At 49.4% G+C, this 22,616-nt stretch carries 19 protein-coding genes; 8 read left to right on the top strand and 11 right to left on the bottom strand.

Annotated elements, in window-relative coordinates:
* Positions 1-24: 24 nt before the first annotated feature.
* The 5 genes from OSQ85_RS09240 to OSQ85_RS09220 all read right to left on the bottom strand — a co-directional run bounded on the left by OSQ85_RS09240 (position 25) and on the right by OSQ85_RS09220 (position 5,213).
* Positions 25-1,107, bottom strand: coding sequence for a zinc-binding metallopeptidase family protein (locus OSQ85_RS09240; protein ID WP_265822619.1), 1,083 nt, complete (start codon positions 1,105-1,107; stop codon positions 25-27).
* The gene (locus OSQ85_RS09235) at positions 1,104-2,042 is read right to left on the bottom strand and encodes an alpha-E domain-containing protein (RefSeq protein ID WP_265822618.1); all 939 of its coding nucleotides are present in this window, start codon (positions 2,040-2,042) and stop codon (positions 1,104-1,106) included. Before OSQ85_RS09235 ends, OSQ85_RS09240 begins: the two co-directional genes overlap by 4 nt.
* Before the next feature lies 1 nt (position 2,043).
* A complete protein-coding gene (locus tag OSQ85_RS09230; protein WP_265822617.1) occupies positions 2,044-3,492 on the bottom strand; it encodes a circularly permuted type 2 ATP-grasp protein in 1,449 nt (482 codons plus the stop codon).
* A gap of 575 nt (positions 3,493-4,067) precedes the next feature.
* Complete coding sequence (locus OSQ85_RS09225; RefSeq protein ID WP_407649350.1) at positions 4,068-4,664, bottom strand: peroxiredoxin; 597 nt, start codon at positions 4,662-4,664, stop codon at positions 4,068-4,070.
* Positions 4,665-4,757: 93 nt separating this feature from the next.
* Positions 4,758-5,213: a PilZ domain-containing protein gene (locus OSQ85_RS09220; RefSeq protein WP_265822615.1), complete on the bottom strand. Its 456-nt coding sequence runs from the start codon at positions 5,211-5,213 to the stop codon at positions 4,758-4,760.
* A 213-nt stretch (positions 5,214-5,426) separates the two neighbouring features.
* Between OSQ85_RS09220 and OSQ85_RS09215 the strand changes: the two genes are divergently transcribed.
* The 5 genes from OSQ85_RS09215 (at position 5,427) to OSQ85_RS09195 (ending at position 12,115) form a co-directional block, all read left to right on the top strand.
* The gene (locus OSQ85_RS09215) at positions 5,427-6,857 is read left to right on the top strand and encodes a nitronate monooxygenase (protein WP_265822614.1); all 1,431 of its coding nucleotides are present in this window, start codon (positions 5,427-5,429) and stop codon (positions 6,855-6,857) included.
* 191 nt (positions 6,858-7,048) lie between these two features.
* Positions 7,049-9,001 carry a methyl-accepting chemotaxis protein gene (locus OSQ85_RS09210; protein WP_265822613.1) on the top strand — a complete coding sequence of 651 codons (1,953 nt, stop codon included), beginning with the start codon at positions 7,049-7,051 and terminating at the stop codon, positions 8,999-9,001.
* Between the two features lie 691 nt (positions 9,002-9,692).
* Positions 9,693-10,922 (top strand): uracil-xanthine permease family protein, encoded by a 1,230-nt coding sequence (locus OSQ85_RS09205; protein ID WP_265822612.1) that lies wholly within the window; start codon positions 9,693-9,695, stop codon positions 10,920-10,922.
* Positions 10,922-11,560: a uracil phosphoribosyltransferase gene (upp, locus tag OSQ85_RS09200; RefSeq protein WP_265822611.1), complete on the top strand. Its 639-nt coding sequence runs from the start codon at positions 10,922-10,924 to the stop codon at positions 11,558-11,560. Before OSQ85_RS09205 ends, upp begins: the two co-directional genes overlap by 1 nt.
* 9 nt (positions 11,561-11,569) lie before the next feature.
* Positions 11,570-12,115: an NAD(P)H-dependent oxidoreductase gene (locus OSQ85_RS09195; protein WP_265822610.1), complete on the top strand. Its 546-nt coding sequence runs from the start codon at positions 11,570-11,572 to the stop codon at positions 12,113-12,115.
* A gap of 311 nt (positions 12,116-12,426) precedes the next feature.
* Here the strand turns inward: OSQ85_RS09195 and OSQ85_RS09190 are convergent, their stop codons facing one another.
* Positions 12,427-12,726 (bottom strand): PadR family transcriptional regulator, encoded by a 300-nt coding sequence (locus tag OSQ85_RS09190; RefSeq protein WP_265822609.1) that lies wholly within the window; start codon positions 12,724-12,726, stop codon positions 12,427-12,429.
* Between the two features lie 86 nt (positions 12,727-12,812).
* Here OSQ85_RS09190 and chrA point away from each other — a divergent pair, with 86 nt between their 5' ends.
* On the top strand, positions 12,813-13,991 hold the full coding sequence (gene chrA, locus OSQ85_RS09185) for a chromate efflux transporter (protein WP_265822608.1): 1,179 nt from the start codon (positions 12,813-12,815) through the stop codon (positions 13,989-13,991).
* On the opposite strand, the gene OSQ85_RS09180 is transcribed toward chrA, so the two are convergent.
* Complete coding sequence (locus tag OSQ85_RS09180; RefSeq protein ID WP_265822607.1) at positions 13,992-15,194, bottom strand: type II secretion system F family protein; 1,203 nt, start codon at positions 15,192-15,194, stop codon at positions 13,992-13,994. It abuts the gene before it with no gap.
* The gene (locus tag OSQ85_RS09175) at positions 15,191-16,840 is read right to left on the bottom strand and encodes a GspE/PulE family protein (protein WP_265822606.1); all 1,650 of its coding nucleotides are present in this window, start codon (positions 16,838-16,840) and stop codon (positions 15,191-15,193) included. The genes OSQ85_RS09180 and OSQ85_RS09175 overlap by 4 nt, the downstream gene beginning before the upstream one ends.
* Positions 16,841-16,980: 140 nt before the next feature.
* Here OSQ85_RS09175 and OSQ85_RS09170 point away from each other — a divergent pair, with 140 nt between their 5' ends.
* Positions 16,981-18,690, top strand: coding sequence for a proline--tRNA ligase (locus OSQ85_RS09170; RefSeq protein ID WP_265822605.1), 1,710 nt, complete (start codon positions 16,981-16,983; stop codon positions 18,688-18,690).
* Between the two features lie 81 nt (positions 18,691-18,771).
* Entirely contained in the window at positions 18,772-19,710 is a 939-nt protein-coding gene (locus tag OSQ85_RS09165) for a M23 family metallopeptidase (RefSeq protein ID WP_265822604.1), read from the top strand.
* 273 nt (positions 19,711-19,983) lie between these two features.
* Here the strand turns inward: OSQ85_RS09165 and OSQ85_RS09160 are convergent, their stop codons facing one another.
* Genes OSQ85_RS09160 through OSQ85_RS09150 form a run of 3 tightly spaced genes read right to left on the bottom strand, consistent with a single transcriptional unit; the run spans position 19,984 to position 22,432 of the window.
* Complete coding sequence (locus OSQ85_RS09160) at positions 19,984-20,346, bottom strand: hypothetical protein (RefSeq protein WP_265822603.1); 363 nt, start codon at positions 20,344-20,346, stop codon at positions 19,984-19,986.
* A 45-nt stretch (positions 20,347-20,391) separates the two neighbouring features.
* Positions 20,392-21,735 (bottom strand): HAMP domain-containing sensor histidine kinase, encoded by a 1,344-nt coding sequence (locus OSQ85_RS09155; protein WP_265822602.1) that lies wholly within the window; start codon positions 21,733-21,735, stop codon positions 20,392-20,394.
* The gene (locus tag OSQ85_RS09150; RefSeq protein ID WP_265822601.1) at positions 21,728-22,432 is read right to left on the bottom strand and encodes a response regulator; all 705 of its coding nucleotides are present in this window, start codon (positions 22,430-22,432) and stop codon (positions 21,728-21,730) included. Before OSQ85_RS09150 ends, OSQ85_RS09155 begins: the two co-directional genes overlap by 8 nt.
* Positions 22,433-22,616 lie beyond the last annotated feature (184 nt).

Raw genomic sequence — 22,616 nt, 5'->3', positions numbered from 1 at the left:
TAAAAATAAGGCATACATTGTGGATTAATTAATCGGTGCTCCGCTGCTTCCGCAGGCGGAAAACACCGCCGGAGCTGCACTTTCCCTCGCTTCCGTAACCACTCTGCGGATAAATTCCAGCTTTCTGTAGACCATGTGTTTGATAACAAAAGGGTAGGCATCAAACTTGCCCACGCTTCTGTTCAGGGCGTTCATTGCCACTGCCAGTTCCATCCATTTGGCGAAAATCTGGCGGAAGTTGTCCCTGCGGAACTCAAGCTTAAGCACGTTGAATGACACTGCGGTTTCAAGGGCATCGTTCATGTGGAGATAATGCGCCCATGTCTCCGCCCAGTCCTCAAGGGGGTGCATGCTGGCGTATGCGCTTATGTGGTACTCCTGCCAGTCGGCTCTGGGGCCGTTTTCATAGTAATTTTTCAGGGAGATGTCGTAATCCCAGTAAGGATCGCCGAAAAGAGAGGTGAACTCAGCCTCCCAGTGCGTGTTCTGAATAAGGCGCATCCAGTAGTAATGCCCTATTTCGTGGCGGAAATGCCCAAGATTTGTGCGGTAGCGTTCGTTCATTTCCTCCCGCACCGCAACCCTGTATTCGGGATCGGCTTCTGCTGCGTTTATGGTTATAACGCCGCTGTTGTGGCCTGTGTAGATATGTTCTTCCGAAACAAGCGGGTTGGAGCGTCTGTCCTCAAGGAAATCGAACACAAGCCCCTGTTCGGGGTTCTCCTCCCTTGTTTCAAAGGTGAGCCTGTTGTTGAGAAGGTTGTAGATCATCCGCCTTTTTGCATCTTCAAGAATGCGCCAGCGTTTGACATTTTTCGGAATGCTCAGGTGAGGGATAATCCTTGTAAGGCGGCAGCTTACGCACTCATCATGACTGTCGTCCTCTGCTATCAGCCAGTTGCAGGAGAGAACATTCTCCGGCCTGTGCTCACAGAGGCGGAAACGCGGGCCTGATTCTCCCACCTCCGTAACAAAGCCGCCCTTGGCGTCCTGAATGGTGAACATGCGTAGAGTTGCCGGGTCAAAGCCCAGATCCTGTTCGCAGTTCAGGCATCTTGTGTTGTCAAAAAAAATCTCCGCCCCACAGGAGCAATGGAATCTTTTCATCCGGCAAGTTCCGAGTTAAACCATGTGGCTGATATTGCGCTGTCTATATCGTAAAGCTCAATCTGTATGTCATCCATGAATCTGTGTATTTCCATTTCGCCTGCTCCGTCCGGTGAGAAATCCTTCAGCTTCTGGAGCAGCATATTTATTTTTCCGCGCACAGCGTAGCAGTTGGGCAGTCTGGTTGCCAGAAGTTCCAGCGAGTCTGCGCAGAATTTTACCGAACGCGGGAATCTGGCATCTTTAAGCAGGAAGCGGATAACCTCCGTACCGACAATCTGCCTTTTCACTTCCTGTCTGTACATCTGGTATGCACTGAGGGTTTTCAGCAGGTTCATCCATACTATTCCTTCCAGACTGCGCATCTTTTTCAGGCTGTTTTCAGACAGCAGCAGGGCTCCGGCATCAACTATTCTTGTTGTGGTATCTGCCCTTTCTATAAGCCGCCCAAGGTGAAGGAACGTGTGGGTGTGGTTTCTGCTGAGTCCTCCGGCGAGTATCCCCTCAAGCCTCTGCCCGCTGTGAACTATGCGGGTGAGGAGTTGGTAGCGCCCGCTGCGGGATAATATCGTATCTTTATCTGTTTTCGCAAGGATATATATTTCATTAACAACCTCCCATGCCTCCCTCGGAAGAATGTCCCGGCTGGTGCGGGCATTTTCTCTGGCCATGGAGAGGGAACAGAGCATGGAACCCATGTGTCTCTGTTCGGTCAGCAGAAAGGAGGTAACATTCTGCTCATTCATTTCATCGTACATGCTGCCGAAAGTTTCCTCAGAGCCCGTTATTTTCAGCAGGCTGTGCCAGCCGACATCAGTTCCCTTCGGCATATCAAGCAGAAGGCTGGTGTAGACATTTACAAGCTTTGCCGTGTTTTCCGTGCGTTCCATGTATCTTCCGAGCCAGTAGACTCTGTTTGCAACCTTTGAAAGCATGCTACACCTCCTCCTCTATAACCCAGGTGTCCTTGCTGCCGCCCCCCTGCGAGGAGTTGACAACCAGAGAGCCCTTTTTGAGAGCCACACGGGTAAGTCCGCCTGCGGTGACATATGTTCCGGAACCCTGTAATATGAACGGGCGGAGGTCAATGTGGCGGCCGTCTATACCGTCTTCCGTGAGGGTAGGGGTGACCGAGAGGTTCAGCGTAGGCTGGGCGATGTAGTTTCTTGGGTTCTGCTGGATAAGCTCCCGGAAGGTTTCAACCTGCTCCTTTGTGGAGTGGGGGCCCACAAGCATGCCGTAGCCGCCGGATTCGTTTGCGGGCTTGACCACGAGTTCCGCAAGGTGTTCAAGCACATACTTCATATGGTCTTCCCTGCGGCAGAGATATGTTTCAACATTGGGGATAAGCGGCTCCTCACCGAGATAAAAGCGTATCATATCCGGCACATAGGCATACACGACCTTATCATCCGCCACGCCGGTTCCCGGAGCGTTGGCTATTGCCACATTACCCGCCTTCCATGCACGCATGAGCCCCGGCACACCGAGGGCAGAGTCGCTCCTGAACACTTCCGGATCGAGGAAGTCGTCATCTATCCTGCGGTATATCACATCCACAGGGGCAAGCCCCTCTATGGTTTTCATGTATACCCTGTTATCGTCACTGACGTGCAGATCTGTTCCTTCCACAAGCTCAGCGCCCATCTGCTGAGCAAGGAAGGCGTGTTCGAAATAGGCTGAGTTGAATATTCCCGGCGTGAGTACCACAATCTCAGGGTTTGACGCTCCGTCCGGCGCCATGGAGGTGAGCATGTCGAACAGTTTGGACGGATAGTCGTCCACAGGTATGATATTTATATCTTTGAATAATTCGGGAAAAACTCTTTTGGTTATCTTGCGGTTTTCAAGCATATAGGAAACACCGGAGGGAACACGGAGATTATCCTCCAGAACATACATGGTTCCGCTCTGGTCACGCACAAGATCGCTTCCGCATATGTTTGCCCATGCGCCGTGGGCAGGTGTCATGCCTATGCACTCGCGGCGGAAGTTGCGGGAGGTGGATATAACATCCTCAGGTATTATCCCTGCCTTTATCACTTCCTGCTTGTTGTACAGGTCGTTGATGAACATATTCAGAACTTTCAGCCTCTGGGAGAGTCCGTCGGATATTTTTTTCCACTCATCGCCGCACATCACGCGCGGGATGATGTCAAACGGCATGGCACGGTCTATATTTGTCCCTTCCCCGTAAACGGTGAAGGTTATGCCCAGTTCAACTATTGCTGCCTCGGCTGTTTTCTTGCGGGTGTATATGTCTCTTGATGAAAGCTTTTTCAGATGCTCGAAAAGTTCTCTGGAAGCCTTCCGGGGCGTTCCTTTCTTTTCCATTACCTCGTCAAAGAACTGTGACGGGTCATAATCATTCCAGCCGATAGGCATGTCTCCTCCTTGGTTTGATTCAGATAATCGTACAAACCGCCAACAGGCGGCCTCGGAGACCGTAAGCAAAAAAGAATAAGTGATAAAAGATTATATTTATCTCTTATTCTATTACTTTTTAATGTTCTGTGTCAATATCTCGCGCAGTTCCGTTTATAGAACTTTGTAAGCTTATATTCTCCGGGAACGGAGCGCAGGAGCAGGCAGCAAGCACAGTTACTGGCTTGTTATATATGTAAAATCCCCCTCCGGTTCCCCTTTGCAAAGGGGGAAGCTGTTGCTGATAAGGGTAAACTCCATTTATTTGTGAAGGATGGCTGGGGATGATTTATGAAAATATATACTTTTTAAATTTGAATAGGACTTTGCCAGCAAACGAAAACGCTCCCATGGAAGGGAGCGCACCGTGTGCAGTGAAGGGCGGTTGACCCGCCCGTGAGCGTGTATAAAAAATTTCCAAGGATGGAAAATTTTTTACAGGCAAGACGGACAGGAGCGCACCGTGTGTAGCGAAGCCCTGCTAAGCAGGGCGCGAGCGTGTATAAAAATCCGGCAGGATGCGCGGATTTTTATTGTTAAGACTGATGTCCCGCAGGGTTCTTCTTAAAGAATGCTTTTTTCTTTTCAGGATCAGGGATCATCGTGTCTTTTCCGGGTGTCCAGCCTGCGGGGCAAACCTCACCGTGCTGTCTTACGAACTGGAGAGCGTCAAGGCTTCTCATTATTTCGTCAACGTTTCTGCCTATGCCGAGGTCGTGAACAAGCTCAAACTGTACAACGCCTTCGGGATCGATGATGAAAGTTGCTCTGAGAGCCATTCCGCCGGGGAGAAGTACACCGTAGTCCTCGGAGATTTTTTTAGTGAAATCCGCAACAAGGGGGTAGGCTATTTCGCCGAGGCCGCCTTCGGAACGGGGAGTGTTAATCCATGCAAGGTGTGAGAATTTGCTGTCAGTGGAAACGCCGACTATCTGTGCGTTTCTTTTTGCAAATTCGGGTGTTGCGTCTGAAAGCGCTGTGATTTCAGTGGGGCAAACAAATGTGAAGTCGAGGGGGTAGAAGAAAAGAACAACCCATTTTCCTCTGTAGCTTTCGAGGCTTACGTCTTTAAATTCTTTTCCCACGACGGATATTTCTTTAAAAAGCGGTGCTTGTCTGGTTACAAGGCTCATTGGCATCCTCCTAGGTAATGTAATGTATGTCTAAGCATATTCCATACCTGTCGGGTTGTCAATAAAATAATATCAATTATTAGATGATAAATTTTACTGTTTAGTTTGCTTCTCTTTTCTGGTCTCTTCTATATGCTTCTGCCAGACAATTTTAGAAATGACATTTCTGTTGAAGTTTGACAGATTTACATATTCAAGCCCGCATCTGCCGCCCTGAGTCCACACAACGCGCACGGTCAGAGGCTGGAGCTCTATTTTAGATCTCATATTATAATATTGGTCGCATTTAAGGCATTTGGGGAATGTTATTGCGTTTTTTGTCCTCAGTTCAACTATGTCACCCGGTTTAAGACTGCCGTTGTGGATTATCTGCATGCCGCCCTCACTCATGTCCAGTGATTTGCACATGAAGCAGCCGCCAGTGTAAGCCTTTGAGCCGTCGTCCCCCTGCTCAAAGAAAAAGCCGCACATTTTTATTGCGATTTTAGCTCTTACAAAATTTCTCCGGTTGATTGCAACCGATTCACTCGTTTCCTGAAGCGATGTCATAATAATACCTGTTAACTTATTGTATATTTGGTTTAATTTGTATTTCCTGTCTGATTATGCATAGTATTATTACAGTATGTTTCTGCATGTCAACTATAATACATAAGTTATATTTTTATCCTGCTAACGCAAGGGATATATAACTCTTGTAAAATCCGGTACAATAATTTATTTTGTGCGAACGACATTTAATTTGCATTTTCGGAGTAAAAAATGAGTCATCCACTTATCATACAAGGCGGAATGGGCGCTGCGGTTTCCAACTGGACACTCGCCAGAGAGGTCTCCAGACAGGGGCAGCTCGGCGTGGTTTCAGGCGTAGCCATGGACGTGATTTTCGCCAGAAGGCTTCAGGAAGGTGACAAAGGCGGACACATGAGACGCGCTCTTGCCGCATTTCCCTTTCAGGATGCCGCTGCTAAAATTCTGAAAAAATATTTCAGGGAAGAGGGCCTCGCCGAAAGCGGCAGGTATATGAATGTGCCGATGCACAGCATTAATTCACCCAAAGAGCTTGTTGAACTCACTGTGGCCGCCAACTTTGCGGAGGTCTACCTCGCCAAAGAAGGGCACAGCGGCAAAGTGGGCATTAATCTGCTTGAAAAAATACAGCTTCCCAACCTCGCTTCCCTTTACGGGGCAATGCTCGCCGGGGTTGACTATGTAATAATGGGCGCGGGGATTCCCAGAGAGATTCCGGGCATACTCGACCGCTTTTCCGAGAACCTCAGAGGCGATATGAGGCTTAATGTTGAGGGAGCGCTCAAGGATGAGAGCTTTCATATTTCCCTCGATCCGAAGGAGCTTTTCGGCAGCGGGCTTCCGTCCCTTAAAAGGCCGGACTTCCTTGCCATCATCTCCTCCAATATACTGGCCACAACAATGGTTAAGAAATCCACAGGCAAGGTTGACGGTCTGGTTGTGGAATACCCCATCGCGGGCGGTCACAACGCACCTCCAAGAGGCGGTATGGTTGTTGATGATTTGGGTGAGCCTGTCTACGGGGATAAGGACTTGATTGATCTTGAAAAACTCAGGTCACTCGATGTTCCCTTCTGGCTTGCCGGAGCATTCGCCGAGGCTAATAAGCTTAAGGAAGCAATCAAAAAAGGCGCTGCTGGTGTGCAGCTTGGAACAGCTTTCGCATTTTGCAGAGAATCAGGGCTTGATGAAAAACTCAGAAAGGCTATCCTCTCTTTCGGCAAGTTCGAAGTGAAGACAGATATATTCGCCTCCCCCACAGGGTTTCCCTTTAAGGTGCTTAAGGTTCTCGGTACACTTTCCGAGGCTTCGGAATATGCCGCGAGACCCAGAATCTGCAATCTCGGCTATCTTCGTACACTTTTCAGAAAGGAAGACGGCACAGTGGGCTACAGATGCCCCGCTGAGCCTGTGAAATCATATGTGGACAAAGGCGGTAAAGAGGAGGATACGGTAGGGCGTAAATGCCTCTGCAACGGCCTTCTCGCCAACATAGGCCACGCCACGCAGTATATGAACGGTTATTTCGAAAAGCCTTTGGTTACAGCGGGTTCTTGCTTTGCCGCGGTTAAGGAATTTATCACAAACGGCAACCACTCTTTCAGCGCAAAGGATGTTATTGACTATGTGCTGGGAGATCTTAAACCTGCCGAACAGGAATAATAATTATCTGACTAAATGCCTGATGCAGGCCCGCGGAGGAAAAACCGCGGGCTTTTTTATTTTATAGCAGATTACTATGATTGTATGAGACTAAATCAGTGTTAAATTTTTATTGAAATAAATATGAACAAAGCTATTATTACTCTTTAGAAACTTTATCTGCCACACAAAAAGGGTTCTGAGGTTTATTTATGTTTAATATTTCGATTAAAAAGAAACTTGCTGTTTTTGTTCTCGGTGCGTCCTTGGTTGTTTTTGCCGGTCTTTTTCTGTATATGCTCAGTCTCACCAGAGACATATCTAAGTCGGTATTTGCAAAGACAGCAGACAACCTTGTCTATTCGCTTAATGAAAAACTTGCCGCAAAAGACGATGTCGGGCTTACAAATGCGCTTGCCGTTGTAAGCAATCAGGCTGTTGTTGATGCTCTGGTCACAGGTAACAGGGAGCTTGCCTTAGAGCCGATTCAGAAACTTTCTGAGAGCTTTAAGGAAAATACCAAACTGAAAAATGTTCAGATTCATATTCATACCGCGGATATAAAGTCTTTCCTGCGCGCATGGAGTCCTAAAAAATACGGGGACGACCTCAGTTCATTCCGTCACTCGCTTATTGAAATGAAAAGAGTAAGAAAGCCCATGGTAGTTTTTGAAATAGGCTTTGCAGGGCTTTCCCACAGGGCTATTGTGCCAATCTTCCATCAAGGTGAGTATGTTGGCTCTATGGAGTTTATTCAGGGAGTAAACGACATAGTTGAAGAACTCAAGGAAAGAGAAACTGACGTTCTCATGCTTATGGATCAGAAATATCTCGATATAGCTGAGGAAGCACGGGAAAATCCGAAGATGGGCAGATATGTGGTCGCGCAGAAAAGCTTTAACAGCGAGCTTGTTGACGCTGTTAAGGATATAGATGCCGCTCTTCTTGTGAAGGACGGATATGCCGAGGTTGGCGGATATTTTATCACCGCAGTTCCTGCAACCGGTCTGAACGGTATGGAGATAGGCTATTTCCTTCTGGCAGAAAAATCCGAAATAGTTATGGCCGAGATAAACGAAGCAAACAGGATTGTGAAAATATTCATGTTCGGCGCTGCTGCTTTGGTAATTACTATTCTTGCGGTAATGTTTACTGTGCTTAATGTGCTTGTATTCAGAAGGGTAAAAATTCTGGCAGGAATATTTGAGGAGATCTCCAGAGGTGAAGGAGACCTTACCAGGAGAATCAACAGCAGTGTGCATGATGAACTCGGCGTACTCTGCGATCATTTTGACAGGTTTATATCAAAGATAAACGGAATAATTTCCGAAGTGAAGCTTAATGCCGCAGGTGTGGCATCAGGCAACTCGGAACTGGCTTCCACCACGGAACAGTTCAGCAGCACGTTTCAGGAACAGGCGGCGCAGGTTTCCGGAGTTGCCGCCGCTCTGGAGGAGATGAGCGCCTCGGCAGGAGAAATAAACGCAAGCCTGACAGACGGCATAAGCTTTTCGGAAACAGCTTCGGAAACGGTTGAAAACGGCCGCAGACAGCTTACTGAGGCAGTGGAAAGGATCGAAGGCATCCGCGCCGAAACGGGCAGATTGGCCGGCTCAATAGACAGGCTCGGCGAAGCGTCATCCAGAATAGGCGATATTATCAGTGTTATAAACGATATTGCTGATCAGACCAACCTTCTGGCTCTGAATGCGGCTATAGAGGCTGCAAGGGCAGGGGAAGCGGGCAGAGGTTTTGCCGTTGTTGCTGATGAGGTGCGCAAGCTGGCGGAAAGAACCCAGAACGCCACCAAAGAGGTTGGCGGGCTGATAACCAGTCTCCAGACTGAGACAAAAAGCGCCTCCGCCCATATGGACAGCGCAGAGAAGACAGTGGATGAAGGTGTCGGGGCAATTAAGGAAGTTGACGGATATTTTAACAATATAGTGGACGCTGTTAACGACATCCGTTCCGCTATGGCCGTGATAAGAACAGCCGTGGATGAGCAGGGCAGGGCGATAGCCGGAACAAACGATAATGTTCAGGTTATCTCCGCAGGTGTGGAGGAAAGCTCATCCGGTATGACAGAGGTCAGCCGGACGGTTACGGATCTCCAGAGGCTGGCAGAAGAGCTTGACTCTCTGGTCAGAAGATTCAGAACAGAATAGACACGGAATACTCAGGCCGCTCTTTTTTGAAAGGAGCGGCTTTTTTAATGCGCATTTTATTCACCGCTTGATCTGAAAAGAATATTAATTTAATATCAAATGTTTTGTTGTGCGTTGCCGCCGGGTGCGGTCTGCGTATGTTTAATGATCGGTTAAATCTTTTATAATTATTGTTTTTTGTATCGGAGTAAATGTTTGGGAAGGCGGACTGAAAGCATCCGAATCAGAACGGGTACAGGTCTGCCGATGAGCGGGAAGCATTAACTGAAATCCCCCTCTTTCCCCCTTTGCAAAGGGGGATGTAGATTCTTCGGCTGTGCCTCAGAATGACACATTGAACAGCGTCACTCTGAGCTTGTGCGAAGAGTCTCAATAACCGGATGGGCGGAGTTACGCCTGTAAAGGGGGATGGAGATTCTTCGGCTGTGCCTCAGAATGACACACTGAACAGCGTTACTCTGAGCTTGTGCGAAGAGTCTCAATAACCAGATTTGCGGAGTTACGCCTGTAAAGGGGGATGGAGATTCTTCGGCTGCGCCTCAGAATGACACACTGAACAGCGTCACTCTGAGCTTGTGCGAAGAGTCTCAATAACCGGATGGGCGCAGCGAAGCCGTGTTCACCACGGCGCGAGCGTGTATAAAAATTTTCCAGGGATGGAAAAATTTTTATTATAAATTAAGGAGGTTTTATGGAGACTATTTCGGGAGTAAAGAAGACCATTCTGGGGCTTCAGATGCTTTTCGTGGCATTCGGAGCGCTGGTTCTTGTTCCCCTGCTGACGGGGCTTGACCCGTCAATCGCCCTGTTTACCGCAGGAGCCGGAACTCTGCTTTTCCAGGTTATTACAAAGGGTAAAGTGCCTGTTTTTCTTGCAAGTTCTTTCGCATTTATCGCACCTATTCAGTACGGTATGCAGAATTTCGGCGTTGCCAAAACTCTCGGCGGTCTTACCTGCGCAGGGTTTACCTATATTTTATTCAGTCTGCTTGTGAAGCAGGGCGGAGTGAAGGCGATAGAAAGATACCTTCCTCCCATTGTCACAGGCCCTGTTATAATGGTGATTGGCCTCAACCTCGCCCCTGTTGCTGTTGGCATGACAAAGCACTTCGGTGACGGTCAGTACAGCATAAGGGCGGTAATCATCGCCGGAATAACCCTCCTTACTGCCATAATAGTAGTTGCATACGGCAGAAAAATTCTCAGCCTCATCCCTATACTTACTGCAATCTGTGTCGGTTATATCGCAGCCCTCATCATGGGGCATGTGAGCTTTGAGCCCATTATGCAGGCAGCATGGATCTCCATTCCCTGGATAGAGGCTTCCAGAAACGGTTCTTTTGCATTTCCTCAGTTTGATATAGAAGCGATTATATTCATACTCCCTGTTGCCATTGCTCCTGCTATTGAGCACGTGGGCGATGTTCTCGCAATAAGCTCCACCACGGGGAAAGACTACCTCAAAGACCCCGGACTCCACAGAACACTCCTCGGTGACGGTCTTGCGACAAGTATGGCAAGCGTTCTCGGCGGACCTCCCAATACCACATATTCCGAAGTTACGGGCGCAGTGGCGCTCACAAAGGCTTTTGACCCTATGTATATGCGCATAGCGGCAGTGTTTGCCATATGCCTTGCCTTCTTCGGCAAGCTCGGCGCTGTGCTTAAAACCATCCCCGTTCCTGTAATGGGCGGCATAATGTTCCTTCTTTTCGGAATGATAGCGGGCATAGGCATCAACTCCCTTGTCAGGGCAAAAGTTGATATGTCCAAACCCAGAAACCTGATCATCTCTTCCGTTATTCTTGTATGCGGAATAGGCGGCGTTAACCTTTCCATGTGGAAAGTTACCCTCGGCGGCATAGGGCTTGCGGGTATAGTGGGCGTTGTTCTCAACCTGATTCTTCCTGAGGATAAGTAATGGAGGAGTTTAAGAATCTTACTGTGATCAGCCACCCGCTGATTCAGCATAAGCTGCGTTACATCAGGGACAAAAAAACCTCAAAGCGGGACTTCAAGGAGCTTGTGGATGAGGTTGCCATGCTTATGGCATATGAAATTACCAAAGATTTTCCCCTGAGGAAGGTTAAGATAAAAACCCCTATCTGTGAGATGGAAGCCGATGAGGTTTCCGGCAAGAAGGTGGTGCTCGTGCCGATTCTCCGTGCGGGGCTCGGCATGGTGGAGGGCGTGCTTAAACTCATGCCTTCCGCCCGTGTGGGGCATATCGGCCTTTACAGGGATCACGAAACCCTCCAACCTGTGCAGTATTACTTCAAGGTTCCGCAGAACTGCGAGAAGAGGGAGTTCATACTGATAGACCCCATGCTGGCAACAGGCGGTTCCGCTATTGCCGCGGCGCAAATGCTTAAGGAGAAGGGTGCGGAATCGATCAAGTTTATGAGCCTGATCGCCGCTCCCGAAGGTGTGCGGGCTTTCTGCAGCGCTCACCCTGATATTAAGGTGTACACTGCTGCCCTTGATGAAAAGCTTAATGAGCTCGGCTATATTGTCCCCGGTCTCGGCGATGCCGGAGACAGGCTTTTCGGAACGAAATAAAGAGTACTGATGCATAAAATACTTCTGGTGTCCGGTCACCCCAGTCCGGAGAGCTCTGTTGTTAACAGCACAATAGCAGAGGAACTCAGTAAAACGGACGGGGTGGCTGTGCGCTGCCTCACAGACATTTCAGCCGGCGGATGCTTCGATGTGGAAGCTGAACAGGCCGCCCTCTTAGATGCGGATATTATCATCTTCCAGTTCCCGCTCCAGTGGTTTAATATGCCGTGGATATTCAAGAAATGGCTCTCTGATGTTTTTACGGACGGATTTGCCTTCGGTGAAGGCGGGGAGAAGCTCAGGGGGAAAACGCTCATAGCCTCCGCCACTATGGGTGGCAGGGTTGATGACTCATCGTCCAAACCTGCGTTTAACCTTCTGAATGATATTAAAGAGTTTGCCGAGTACACCGGAATGGTGTATGCAGAGCCCGTGGTGAGCGGCAGCTATCTTTTTGTGCCTTACCTCGCAGGAGATAAGGAGGATATAAGGAGGCGGGCTCTTGAGCATGCGGATGAATTAAAGAGAAGAATAGCCTTCTCCTCTGAGCGATAGCGAAGAGTCTCACAACTCCATGAACGGAGTTGCGCCGTGCGTAGCGAAGCCGTGTTTATCACGGCGCGAGCGTGTACATCAAACTGACAGGATGTACAGTTTGATGTTATCAACAAGAGATTGCTTCACCCTTTCAGGGTTCGCAATGACGCAAAACAGTTCCATGGATGGGACTGCGCCGTGCGGAGCGAAGTCGGTTACAGTGTCACTGCGAGGAGTGAAGCGACGCGGCAGTCTCTAAATATACATAAAGTTCAGGGTTCGCAATGACGCAAAATCGCAAAAGAAGCCTGTGCTTATCGTCTGTCGGCTTAATCCTCATTAAGCTCTTCGTGCAGTTCCTCAACTTTCAGCTTCATCTCAGCAAGCAGTTCTCTGCCGTTTTCCGTTATTCTGTAATATTTCCTCTGCTTGCCGCCCACATTTTCCGTGCGGCAGGAGATAAGGCTCTGTTTCTCCATCTTCGCCAGCGCAGGGTACATTACTCCGGCTCCGATCCTGTAGCCGTGGCGGGCAAGCTCCTCCATCAGCCCTGCTCCGTAGACTTCCTCTTTCGCCGCATGGTGCAGTATATGCAGTTTTATAAACGCCAGTTCGGCTTCCCTTTGCATAAATAGTCCTTTAATATCGGATTACAATATTGACTTACGATATTGTTATGTTATATTGATAATATATCAACAGCGGAGAAGATTCAATGAGTGGAATGAAAAATATATTAGAAGTATTCACAGTGTTCCTTCGGCTGGGGCTTACATCCTTCGGGGGGCCTGTGGCGCATCTGGGTTATTTCAGGGATGAGTTTGTAGCCCGCAGAAAATGGATGAGCGAACAGGAGTATGCTGATCTTGTGGCTTTGTGCCAGTTCCTGCCGGGGCCAGCCAGCAGTCAGGTGGGTTTTGCCGTGGGGCTCAGACGGGCGGGGAAGCTTGGCGGTCTTGCCGCATGGGTCGGTTTCACCATGCCCTCCTCCCTTGCGATGATAGCTTTCGCATACGGGCTTGCCTCATTCAGCGGAGCCCTTGATTCGGGCTGGCTTAAGGGGCTTAAGGTGGCGGCTGTCGCAGTGGTTGCCCACGCTGTGTGGGGGATGGCGGTGAAGCTTTGCCCGGACAGACTGAGAGCCGGAATAGCAATAATATCAGCCTGTGCGGTGCTTGCTGTCTCTTCCGGTCTGATGCAGATAGGCGTTATAATTGCCGGAGGCGCGGCGGGGTATTTCCTTATAATGCGTCAGCAGGGGGAAGCTGCCGCGGTGAAGCGTTTTTCTGTGAGAAGCGGGGCGCTGTATCTTGCGCTGTTTTTTTCTCTTCTTGTTCTCCTTCCTTTTGCGGCTTCTTATTCTGATCTGCATTCTGTCAGGCTTGCGGACAGCTTTTACAGGGCGGGCTCACTGGTTTTCGGCGGCGGCCATGTTGTTCTGCCGCTTATTCAGGCGGAGGTTACTGCGGGCGGTTGGCTGGGAAGGGATGAGTTTATGGCGGGCTACGGAGCAGTTCAGGCGGTTCCGGGGCCTTTGTTCACATTTGCCGCTTATCTCGGCGCTGCGTCCCATGCGGAACCCAACGGATTTACAGGGGGAATGCTTGCCCTTGTTTTTATATTTCTTCCTTCAATGCTGCTTGTTCTGGGTGTTTTGCCCTTCTGGGAGAAGCTGCGCAGCCTGCCCCCTGCCCAGAGTGTACTTGCCGGGACAAACGCCGCTGTCGTGGGGCTTCTTCTTGCCGCTTTTTACAATCCGGTTTTCACAGAGGGGATCGGAGGACGTTTCGAGGTGATAATAGCTCTCTGCGCATTCGGACTTCTTCAGTTTATGAAGACTCCTTCATGGGCTGTGGTGGGGCTTTCAGCCGCTGCCGGGTTTATTCTGCTGTAGCTATTTTATTCCGCTGATGAGGCTGAAAACCGGGCTGAGGAGCCCTATGAAGATTATCAGCATGAATATTCCCACAAAGCCAATCACGGCAGGTTCCAGCACCTTTGACACTGTTTTTGCCGTTCTTTCAGCCTTTTCAAGGTAATGTTCAGCCGCTGAGGCAAGCTGTTCGGTGAGATGCCCTGTCTGCTCGCCTATGCTGACCATCCTCACCATGAGCGGCGGGAAAAGCTTTTGCCCCGCCATTGCGGAGGAGAACGACTCTCCCCGGCTGACAGTATCCATAATGCCCTTGACCGCCCCTGTGAACACCCTGTTTGTGAAGCTCTCCTCCATAACCGTCAGTGAACGGTACAGCGGCAGACCGGAGCCAGTCATAAGCCTTATGTATTCGGCAAAGAAGGCTATGTTGAACAAAAATATCAGATTGCCCGCAACCGGTATTCTCAGGATAATTCTGTCGGTTTTCAGGCGGAAGCCGATGTCTGTTCTGCGCAGATAGACAAACAGCAGGCAGACAGCCGCCGCAAGCATCAGGAGCAGCTGACCGTATCTGCCCAGAAATGCGGAAACACGGAGTATTCCCAGAGTAACGGGGGGAAGCTCCGTTTCGAACACACGGAAGGTATCTGCCATCTGCGGCATTACATAGATAATCCAGAAGAGAAGGGCGGACATCAGCGCTGCGAAGGCAAATGCGGGGTACATAAGTGCCTGACGGATGCCCGCTTTAAGGTTTGTCACCCTCTGCACATGGTTTGATGCGTCTTTCAGGGTTTTATCCAGCCTGCCTGTTTCCTCCCCTATGCGGATAAGGCTCAGCACGGTTTCGCCGAACACTCCGCCGCATGACTCACAGGCTCCGGAGAACGAATCTCCGGATGAGGTGCGGAATGATATGCGGTTTAATATATTTTTTACATCTTTATTATCTGTGTCTCCGGTAAGTTCCCTGAGCCCCGTGGAAAGAGGTATGCCTGATTTAATCACGAGGTGCAGGCTCTCCAGAATCTCGGTGAGCTCCTCCGGAGAAATCCTGTGCTTCCTGCGGAAAAAACGTGTCAGGGGAGAAGCTTCCCTGATTTTCAGCGGTTCCAGCCCGCAGTGCGCGAGATAAGCGGTGAGCTCCTGCGCATCGGACGCTTCCACTGTGAGGCGCTGCTTTTTCCCCGCCGGGTCAAACGCATACACTGAGAAGGTCATTTCAGCGCCACTCTGCGGATTTCACTGAGGGTGGTTATCCCTTTTACAGCCTTGAGGAAGCCGTCATCAGCCATTGTCAGCATACCCTTGTTCAGCGAGGCCTTATGTATCTCGTTGGGGGTTGCGCCTTTTATAATCATGTCCTGAATCTCTTCATCGGTTTCCAGAAATTCCGAGATCACAGTTCTGCCTGTGTAGCCAGTGCCGCCGCAGTGAGGGCATCCCGCAGGTTCGGGCAGGTAAATTTTCCCGTCTGTGCTCCCCTTGGCAGCTGTTTCAGGGTCTATGCCGCATGAGAGGATGTCGCCAGCATCTGTTTCCTTTCTCACAGCGCAGAAGCGGCATACCCTGCGCACAAGCCTCTGAGCCATAATGCCCGAAACGCCGGAGGCGATGAGATAATTTTTTATTCCGAGATCAAGAAGCCTCGGAACGGCGGTTACTGCATCGTTTGTGTGCATGGTGGAGAGAACCAGATGTCCGGTGATGGCGGCGCGCATGGCTATTTCCGCTGTTTCCTCATCCCTCATTTCCCCAAGGAGTATGACATCCGGATCCTGCCTGAGAAATGCCTTCATGGCGGCGGGGAATGTGTAGCCTGCCCTTTCGTTCACCTGAGTCTGCTTTATGAATGGAAACCTGTATTCTATAGGGTTTTCCACAGTGAGGATGCGCCGCTGAAGAGCGTTAATCCTCCGCAATGCGGAGTAAAGCGTGGTTGTTTTTCCTGAACCCGTGGGACCTGTGACGAGGAATATTCCGTGCGGTCTGGCGAAGCATTTCTCAAGCCTTCCTCTCACTGATTCGTCAAAGCCGAGGCTCTCCAGACTGAACATGGAGAGATTTTTGCCCAGAAGCCTCAGCACTGCGTTCTCCCCGTAGGCAGTGGGTATGGTTGACACTCGTATGTCATATTCCCCGCCGAAAAACTCCGCAGTCATGGAGCCGTCCTGCGGGAGGCGCTGTTCCGCTATATCAAGATGGGAGAGTATCTTAATCCGTGAAATGAGCGATGCGTGGATACCGGCGGGAATGGAGAAGCAGTGCCTCATTATGCCGTCAGTGCGGAAAAAAATGTGCGCTCCCAGTGCTTCGGGGGAGATGTGGATGTCCGTTGCCCGCTCCGTGACGGCGTATTTCAGTATATTGTCCAAAAGGGAAGGGGTATCAGCACTCTGAGCAATCAGGCGGGATATTTCGTCCCGCACCGGCTTTTCTATGAGGTAGAAGCTTATCTCAATGCTCCTGAGTATGCTTTCCCTGTCCGCCACATGGATTTCCGGCCTGAAGCCTGTTTTCCTGCGGACAATGTCCGTTATGCGTATGTCAAAGGGGTCTGCCGAGGCTATGCGGACTGTATCTCCGCTTCGGTCAAAAGGTATGAATGAGAGGCTTTTCAGCATTTCAGTATCAAACATCCGCAGGAGAGCGCTGTCCGGCCTGATGCCTGAAATATCAGTGAACGGTCTGCCTGCCTGTTTTGCGACAGCGGAGGCGGTTTCAGCGGAGGAGACGAACGCAAGGGATGTGAGTATCTCCCCCAGAATTCCGGAGTGGACACGCTGAACACTCAGTGCGACACCGAGCTGTTCCTCCGTGAGGTAGCCCATCTCTATAAGCAACTGTCCGAGCTGTTTATCCTGCATAAATTCCCCCGCCGCACGTTATTCACTATAGCCCAACGGGATGGGCAGATCAAAGAAATTATGGTAAAAGTACCCGTTGATTTATGTACCGAATAATTGTAACCTTTTTCGGATATTCAACCATCATTTTCGGAGGCGGCATGAGATTAACCAGATACTTTATCCCCACGCTCAGAGAAATACCCGCAGAGGCGGAAGTAGTAAGCCATAAGGCTATGCTCAGGGCAGGGATGATCAAAAAACTCGCTTCAGGGATTTACGATTACCTCCCCCTGGGACTCAAGGCTATCCGCAAGGCTGAAAATATAATAAGAAAAAACATGGACTCCTCAGGCGCCATAGAGATTCTCATGCCTGCTGTCCAGCCCGCTGAAATGTGGGAGGAGTCAGGCCGCTGGAGCTATTACGGCAAGGAGCTTCTCCGCATAAAGGACAGGCACGACAGAAACTTCTGCTTCGGCCCCACCCACGAGGAAGTTACGACTGATATAGTAAGAAGCTTCATCACCTCATACAAACAGCTTCCCATAAACCTCTACCAGATACAGACAAAATTCCGTGATGAAGTCCGCCCCAGATTCGGCCTGATGCGCGGCAGAGAGTTCATAATGAAGGATGCATACTCCTTTGATGTGGATGATGCGGGCGCAAATGTCAGCTACGGCAAAATGCGTGATGCATACCGCCGCATATTCGATGACTGCGGCCTGAGGTACACTATGGTCGAGGCCGATTCCGGCGCCATCGGCGGTTCATATTCACACGAGTTTATGGTGCTTGCCGATACAGGTGAGGACAGCGTAATCAGCAGTGACAGGGGCGGCTACGCAGCCAACCTTGAAAAGGCTGTATGCGCTGATAACTGGGAGGAGTGGAAAGAGGAGATCCTTCCCGCAGCGGAGAAGGAAACCCCCAATACCAGAACAGTGGAGGAGCTTGCCGCTTTCCTCGGTGTTCCGGTTATGAAGATCCTCAAGGCTATGGTTGTCAATGTTGACGGCAAATTCTACTGCTTCCTCGTAAGAGGGGATCACGAACTCAACCTTGCCAAGGTCAAAAACTTTTTCGGCGCTCCCTCGGCGGAGCTTGCCTCATATGAAGACATAGCAGAGCAGACAGGCGGAGCCCCCGCAGGCTTCATAGGCCCCGCAGGGCTCAAGATAGAAGTTTATGCCGATTACGCCGTGCGCGCCATGAAGAACGTTGTCATGGGTGCGAACATCAAGGATCTGCACATTATAAACGCTAACCTCGGCAGGGACTTTGAGGTCAGAACCTTCGGCGATTTCAGAAACGCCATCGAAGGGGACATCTGCCCTGTTGACGGCGGAAAGTATGTTCTCACCAGAGGAATCGAGGTGGGGCACATCTTCAAACTCGGAACGAAATATTCCGAAAGCATGAACGCCGTGTACCTTGATAAGGAAGGCAAAAGAAACCCGATGATCATGGGCTGCTACGGAATAGGGGTGACAAGGGTTGTTGCCGCCGCCATAGAGCAGAACCACGATGAAAAAGGTATAATATGGCCTGTTCAGCTTGCCCCCTTTGAGGTTGTTATCGTTTCCCTCAACCCCAATGAGCAGGCAGTGGCGGATCTTTCAGATACTATTTATAAAGAGCTCTCAGGCCTTGGTCTTGATGTTATGTACGATGACAGGGATGAAAGGGCGGGTGTTAAATTCACCGATGCTGAGCTGGTGGGTTATCCTGTCCGTGTTGCAATCGGCAAAAAGTCGCTTGCAGAGGGGAATGTAGAGGTAACTGTGCGCAGAACCGGAGAAACCGTTGCTGTCAAAAAGGAAGACTGCATTTCGGCAGTAATGGAAATACTGGAAAAGCTGCGCTGAACAAAGGTAATTCTTGCTAAAGAGAAATTTATTATGTAAAACAAACATAGATTGATTCTCTCTTAAGCGTTCGGAGGTACGATGAAGAAACGCTATACCATTATGATATTTGACGAATCGCGTTTGGGCGAGGTTAAAACAAGAAAAATAAGCCTCTCCGCAATCAAATTTGTCATGATGCTGGTGGCACTTTACGCCGTTGTTTCCTTTACGGGCTTTTTCTTTTTAACCAGCCTCTACTCCGAGCGTCATGATATGCTGGTTTTCAAACGCGAAAATGAAAAGCTTAAGGAAAAAATTGAAGGCTATGCCATGCAGCTTGAGGAGATCGAGAAAAAGATCGCCAGTGTTGACGAGCTGGAGTACAAAGTTCGAAATCTTGCCACCTATGCCAACGGACCGGTTCCACAGAAGCAGCTTGCTATAGGCGGTAAAGAGGTCGACATAATTCAGGACCTTTCAGCAGTCAGTGAAAGGAAGGAAAAGGAGTTCTTTGAGGAGCTTAACGAAAACCTCGTTACCCTTGGCCTTGAACTTGAGAAGAGAACGGCGAGCCTTTCGGAGCTTTCCGATTTCCTTGAGGAGCACAGGCTGATAATGAGCTCCACCCCCTCCATATGGCCGACAAAGGGCTGGATTTCCAGCAGCTTCGGCTACCGCATATCACCCTTTACAGGAAGACGCGTTTTCCACGAAGGGCTTGATATAGCAAACAAGATAGGCACTCCCATCAGATCCGCCGCCAAGGGCGTTGTTATCTTCTCCGGGAGAAAAGCAGGCTACGGCAACGTGATCACAATAGACCACGGCTTCGGCTATGTCACCAGATACGCCCACTGCAACAAACTTTTCATGAAAGAAGGGGATAATGTTGAGAAAGGGCAGGTGATAGCGGAAGTGGGCAACACCGGCAGAAGCACAGGCCCCCACCTTCATTATGAAGTGCTGGTGAACGGTGTGCAGGTTAACCCGATGAAGTTTATAATCGGCGAAACTGACTTGTCTGTGGCTGCTCAGTAAGCATAATCAAAACAACAGTCTCTCAGCCCGCCTCAAAAAGGCGGGTTTTTTTATGCATTGCCATCAGCGAGTTTGTGTTTCAATAAATAATTATTCGCTTTTCTCTGACACTTTGAGTTGCATACGCCGGAGCATGCCTTATACTTTAATTATAAGCCTGAACATAAGCGGCGGCGCCGTTCAGAAAAAACTTTTTAAAGGAGATATGTACGGCACAGGTAGCCGCCGCTTAAAGAATATACAAAGCCGCTCTGTCCTGAGCGGCTTTTTCAGTTAGTGGCTGTCTGATCTTATGAACATTTCGTCTTTAGCATATTCTGTTATGTCATTGCCGAAGTGTATCAGATAATCCTCCCCAACGGGGAGCCAGAAGCCGTCGTAAACTATCCCTCTTTCCTCCATAAAACAAACGCTGCGCACAGCCTTTCCCGATTTGAGCGCCGCTGCGGCCTTGCAGTATTTTGCATGTGAGGCGGCATCGCCGATACTGTGACACTTCACGCCCAAAGGCAGTCCATACTCCTCGCCTGCTTTATTGAGAGCCAATATATCATGCTTTCTGCTGAGGAGCATGACAGGTGTGGGATATTCCGCCCAGGTGAGCTTAAATGCTTCAATGACTTTTTCAGTATCCATATTTGCTTTCCTCCTTCTTTCGCTTACAGTAGCGCTTTTAAGAGTTCAATGCTTTTCATAATCTTTAAAATCGGTAACAGAGTGTATTGCTGTCTGCTGCTCAACAGGGAGGAAGAGGCATGCCTCTGTTCCCTTATGCAGCACACTGCTGATTTCAAGCCTTCCGCCGTGTGCTTCGGCTATCTGTTTGCATATATCAAGCCCTATGCCGTAGCCGCCGGTTTTCTTGCTGCGGGAAATGTCTGTTCTGTAAAACGGTTCGGTTATATAGGGCAGTTCATCTGCCGGAATGCCTATGCCTTTATCTGTGACTTTTATAAAGGCAAACCCGTTAAGCACTCCTGTGTCGGCGCGTACAGGCTCTTCTGATTCTTCCGAGTATTTAAGGGCGTTGTCTATGAGGTTCCTGACAGCATGCTCCACGGCTTTTGTATCAACACTCAGTTCGATAGGGTAAGGGTGGGGGGTGAATATGACTCTTCCTGTTTTTTCGCCGTACTGCGTGCATAGGTCTCCGGTCAGGCTGTTGATGTCTGTATGCGTTTTTTTCAATGCCCCGTGTTTGAGCCTTGCCCCCTCCATCAGAATGTTGATCAGAGTGTCCATCTGCTTTATATCCTCTGTCATATCACTGCGGAGGTATTCGTCCTTCACCATTTCAGCAGCAATGCGGAGGCTTGTGAGGGGTGTGCGCAGTTCGTGGCTTATCCCTGTGAGCAGCTTGTCTTTATATTTGATTGAGCGGGAGATTTCCGATGTAAGCGAGTCAAACATATTACAGAGGTGTGCCAGCTCATCACTGCCGCACCTGTTTATTTTGTATTCGTAGTTTTCCTTTTTAACCTCCCTGATCGCAGCGGAGAGGGAGTTGACAGGCTTGAGTATATGCCTTATCAGCATATAAACCGCTCCCATCAGCAGGGAAACAGCACCTATGATATACCAGCCGTACATCCTGAGACGCTCCATCTCCCCCGGCAGAGGCCAGAACATAAAGGTAAGCTTCGCGCTGCCTTCGTTTATTTTTGCCATTTGGTAGCCGTGGAGCTCCCCCAGAGTGAGGTTTTCGTCAATTTTTCTGTAATGGAGCTTTTTCTCAGGGAACCTGCCATCGTGTTTTTTCACTGTCCAGCTTTCGTCCGGCGAGTCATAGATTATGGTTATCCCGGTTCTTTCCGATAGGGCTTCCGCTTTTTCCATATCAGGCGGGTAGCCTATTTCATCACGGAGATACTGGATGTAGTAAACCCTGTGTCTGTCTATGCTTGTTTCGGAGGTTTCCACATAGTTGTTGAATATGCCGTAAACGGTTATATTCAAAAGAACCGCAGAGCAGACTATGATGAAAAGCAGCTTGGTAAATACGGAGCTGATCAGTTTCTTAAGCATTTATTCTTTCACCGATAAACATATAGCCTGTCCCCCACATTGTTTTGATGAACCGTGGGTTTTTGGGGTCGTCCTTGAGCTTGTACCGCAGGCGGCTCACTGTGACATCAACCGTGCGGTTAAATGCATCACAGTCGATACCTTTGAGTTCATTGAGAATTTTGTCTCTGTCCAGAGTGATGAATGCGTTTCTGACAAAAAGATGAAGCACTCCGAATTCGCTGGTGGTGAGATCAAGCCTTGTGCCGTCCAGAGTTGCCGTAAATTTTGACGGCTCAACAGTGAGCCTGTCGAATATATATGCCTGAACTCTTTTTTCTGCTGTTGTCTGGGGCTCTCTCCGTTTTGTGACAGCCTGAATCCTCGCCACCAGTTCTCTGGGCTCGAAAGGCTTGGGCAGATAATCATCAGCGCCTATCTCAAGCCCGACTATTCTGTCCTCCACTTCTCCCCTTGCGCTCAGCATTATTATGGGTACATCCGAGAATTTCCTGATGCGCTTGCACACCTCAAAGCCGTTCATACCGGGCATCATGATGTCCAGAATTACCAGATCCGGCGTGCTTTCCGCGAATTTTTCAAGGGCCTTTTCCGGTTCATCAAAGGCATCAATGATGAACGAGTATTCTGAGAGATATTTTTTTAGCATTTTTATAAGTTTCAGATCATCGTCTATGATCATAATCTTTGTCTGCATGCTGCATCCACCTCAAAAAAAGACTGAAATCAGTGCTATGGTCATAACGGCTATGAAAATAACCGTTGTAACGAACAAGAGAATATCACCGGGCTTCATAGCTTCCTCCTGAAACCCAATATAATTATAAACGAAAAAACGTGGTTGCCGGGGAGAAACAAATTGTAATGATTTGTAGCGGGGA

The sequence above is a fragment of the Geovibrio ferrireducens genome (genome assembly GCF_026226615.1).
Taxonomy (GTDB): domain Bacteria; phylum Chrysiogenota; class Deferribacteres; order Deferribacterales; family Geovibrionaceae; genus Geovibrio; species Geovibrio ferrireducens.
The sequence above is the reverse complement of the archived record's forward strand: the minus strand, read 5'-3'. Positions and strand labels throughout refer to the sequence as shown.

What these genes read in the sequence shown, in the direction of transcription:
- chrA (WP_265822608.1), top strand. Translation starts at nt 12,813, where the DNA reads ATGAGTGGAATGAAAAATATATTAGAAGTATTCACAGTGTTCCTTCGG.
- OSQ85_RS09235 (WP_265822618.1), bottom strand. Translation starts at nt 2,042, where the DNA reads ATGCTTTCAAAGGTTGCAAACAGAGTCTACTGGCTCGGAAGATACATG.
- OSQ85_RS09240 (WP_265822619.1), bottom strand. Translation starts at nt 1,107, where the DNA reads ATGAAAAGATTCCATTGCTCCTGTGGGGCGGAGATTTTTTTTGACAAC.
- OSQ85_RS09175 (WP_265822606.1), bottom strand. Translation starts at nt 16,840, where the DNA reads ATGCAGGATAAACAGCTCGGACAGTTGCTTATAGAGATGGGCTACCTC.
- OSQ85_RS09205 (WP_265822612.1), top strand. Translation starts at nt 9,693, where the DNA reads ATGGAGACTATTTCGGGAGTAAAGAAGACCATTCTGGGGCTTCAGATG.
- OSQ85_RS09225 (WP_407649350.1), bottom strand. Translation starts at nt 4,664, where the DNA reads ATGAGCCTTGTAACCAGACAAGCACCGCTTTTTAAAGAAATATCCGTC.
- OSQ85_RS09220 (WP_265822615.1), bottom strand. Translation starts at nt 5,213, where the DNA reads ATGACATCGCTTCAGGAAACGAGTGAATCGGTTGCAATCAACCGGAGA.
- OSQ85_RS09150 (WP_265822601.1), bottom strand. Translation starts at nt 22,432, where the DNA reads ATGCAGACAAAGATTATGATCATAGACGATGATCTGAAACTTATAAAA.
- OSQ85_RS09155 (WP_265822602.1), bottom strand. Translation starts at nt 21,735, where the DNA reads ATGCTTAAGAAACTGATCAGCTCCGTATTTACCAAGCTGCTTTTCATC.
- OSQ85_RS09180 (WP_265822607.1), bottom strand. Translation starts at nt 15,194, where the DNA reads ATGACCTTCTCAGTGTATGCGTTTGACCCGGCGGGGAAAAAGCAGCGC.
- upp (WP_265822611.1), top strand. Translation starts at nt 10,922, where the DNA reads ATGGAGGAGTTTAAGAATCTTACTGTGATCAGCCACCCGCTGATTCAG.
- OSQ85_RS09165 (WP_265822604.1), top strand. Translation starts at nt 18,772, where the DNA reads ATGAAGAAACGCTATACCATTATGATATTTGACGAATCGCGTTTGGGC.
- OSQ85_RS09195 (WP_265822610.1), top strand. Translation starts at nt 11,570, where the DNA reads ATGCATAAAATACTTCTGGTGTCCGGTCACCCCAGTCCGGAGAGCTCT.
- OSQ85_RS09210 (WP_265822613.1), top strand. Translation starts at nt 7,049, where the DNA reads ATGTTTAATATTTCGATTAAAAAGAAACTTGCTGTTTTTGTTCTCGGT.
- OSQ85_RS09190 (WP_265822609.1), bottom strand. Translation starts at nt 12,726, where the DNA reads ATGCAAAGGGAAGCCGAACTGGCGTTTATAAAACTGCATATACTGCAC.
- OSQ85_RS09160 (WP_265822603.1), bottom strand. Translation starts at nt 20,346, where the DNA reads ATGGATACTGAAAAAGTCATTGAAGCATTTAAGCTCACCTGGGCGGAA.
- OSQ85_RS09170 (WP_265822605.1), top strand. Translation starts at nt 16,981, where the DNA reads ATGAGATTAACCAGATACTTTATCCCCACGCTCAGAGAAATACCCGCA.
- OSQ85_RS09230 (WP_265822617.1), bottom strand. Translation starts at nt 3,492, where the DNA reads ATGCCTATCGGCTGGAATGATTATGACCCGTCACAGTTCTTTGACGAG.
- OSQ85_RS09215 (WP_265822614.1), top strand. Translation starts at nt 5,427, where the DNA reads ATGAGTCATCCACTTATCATACAAGGCGGAATGGGCGCTGCGGTTTCC.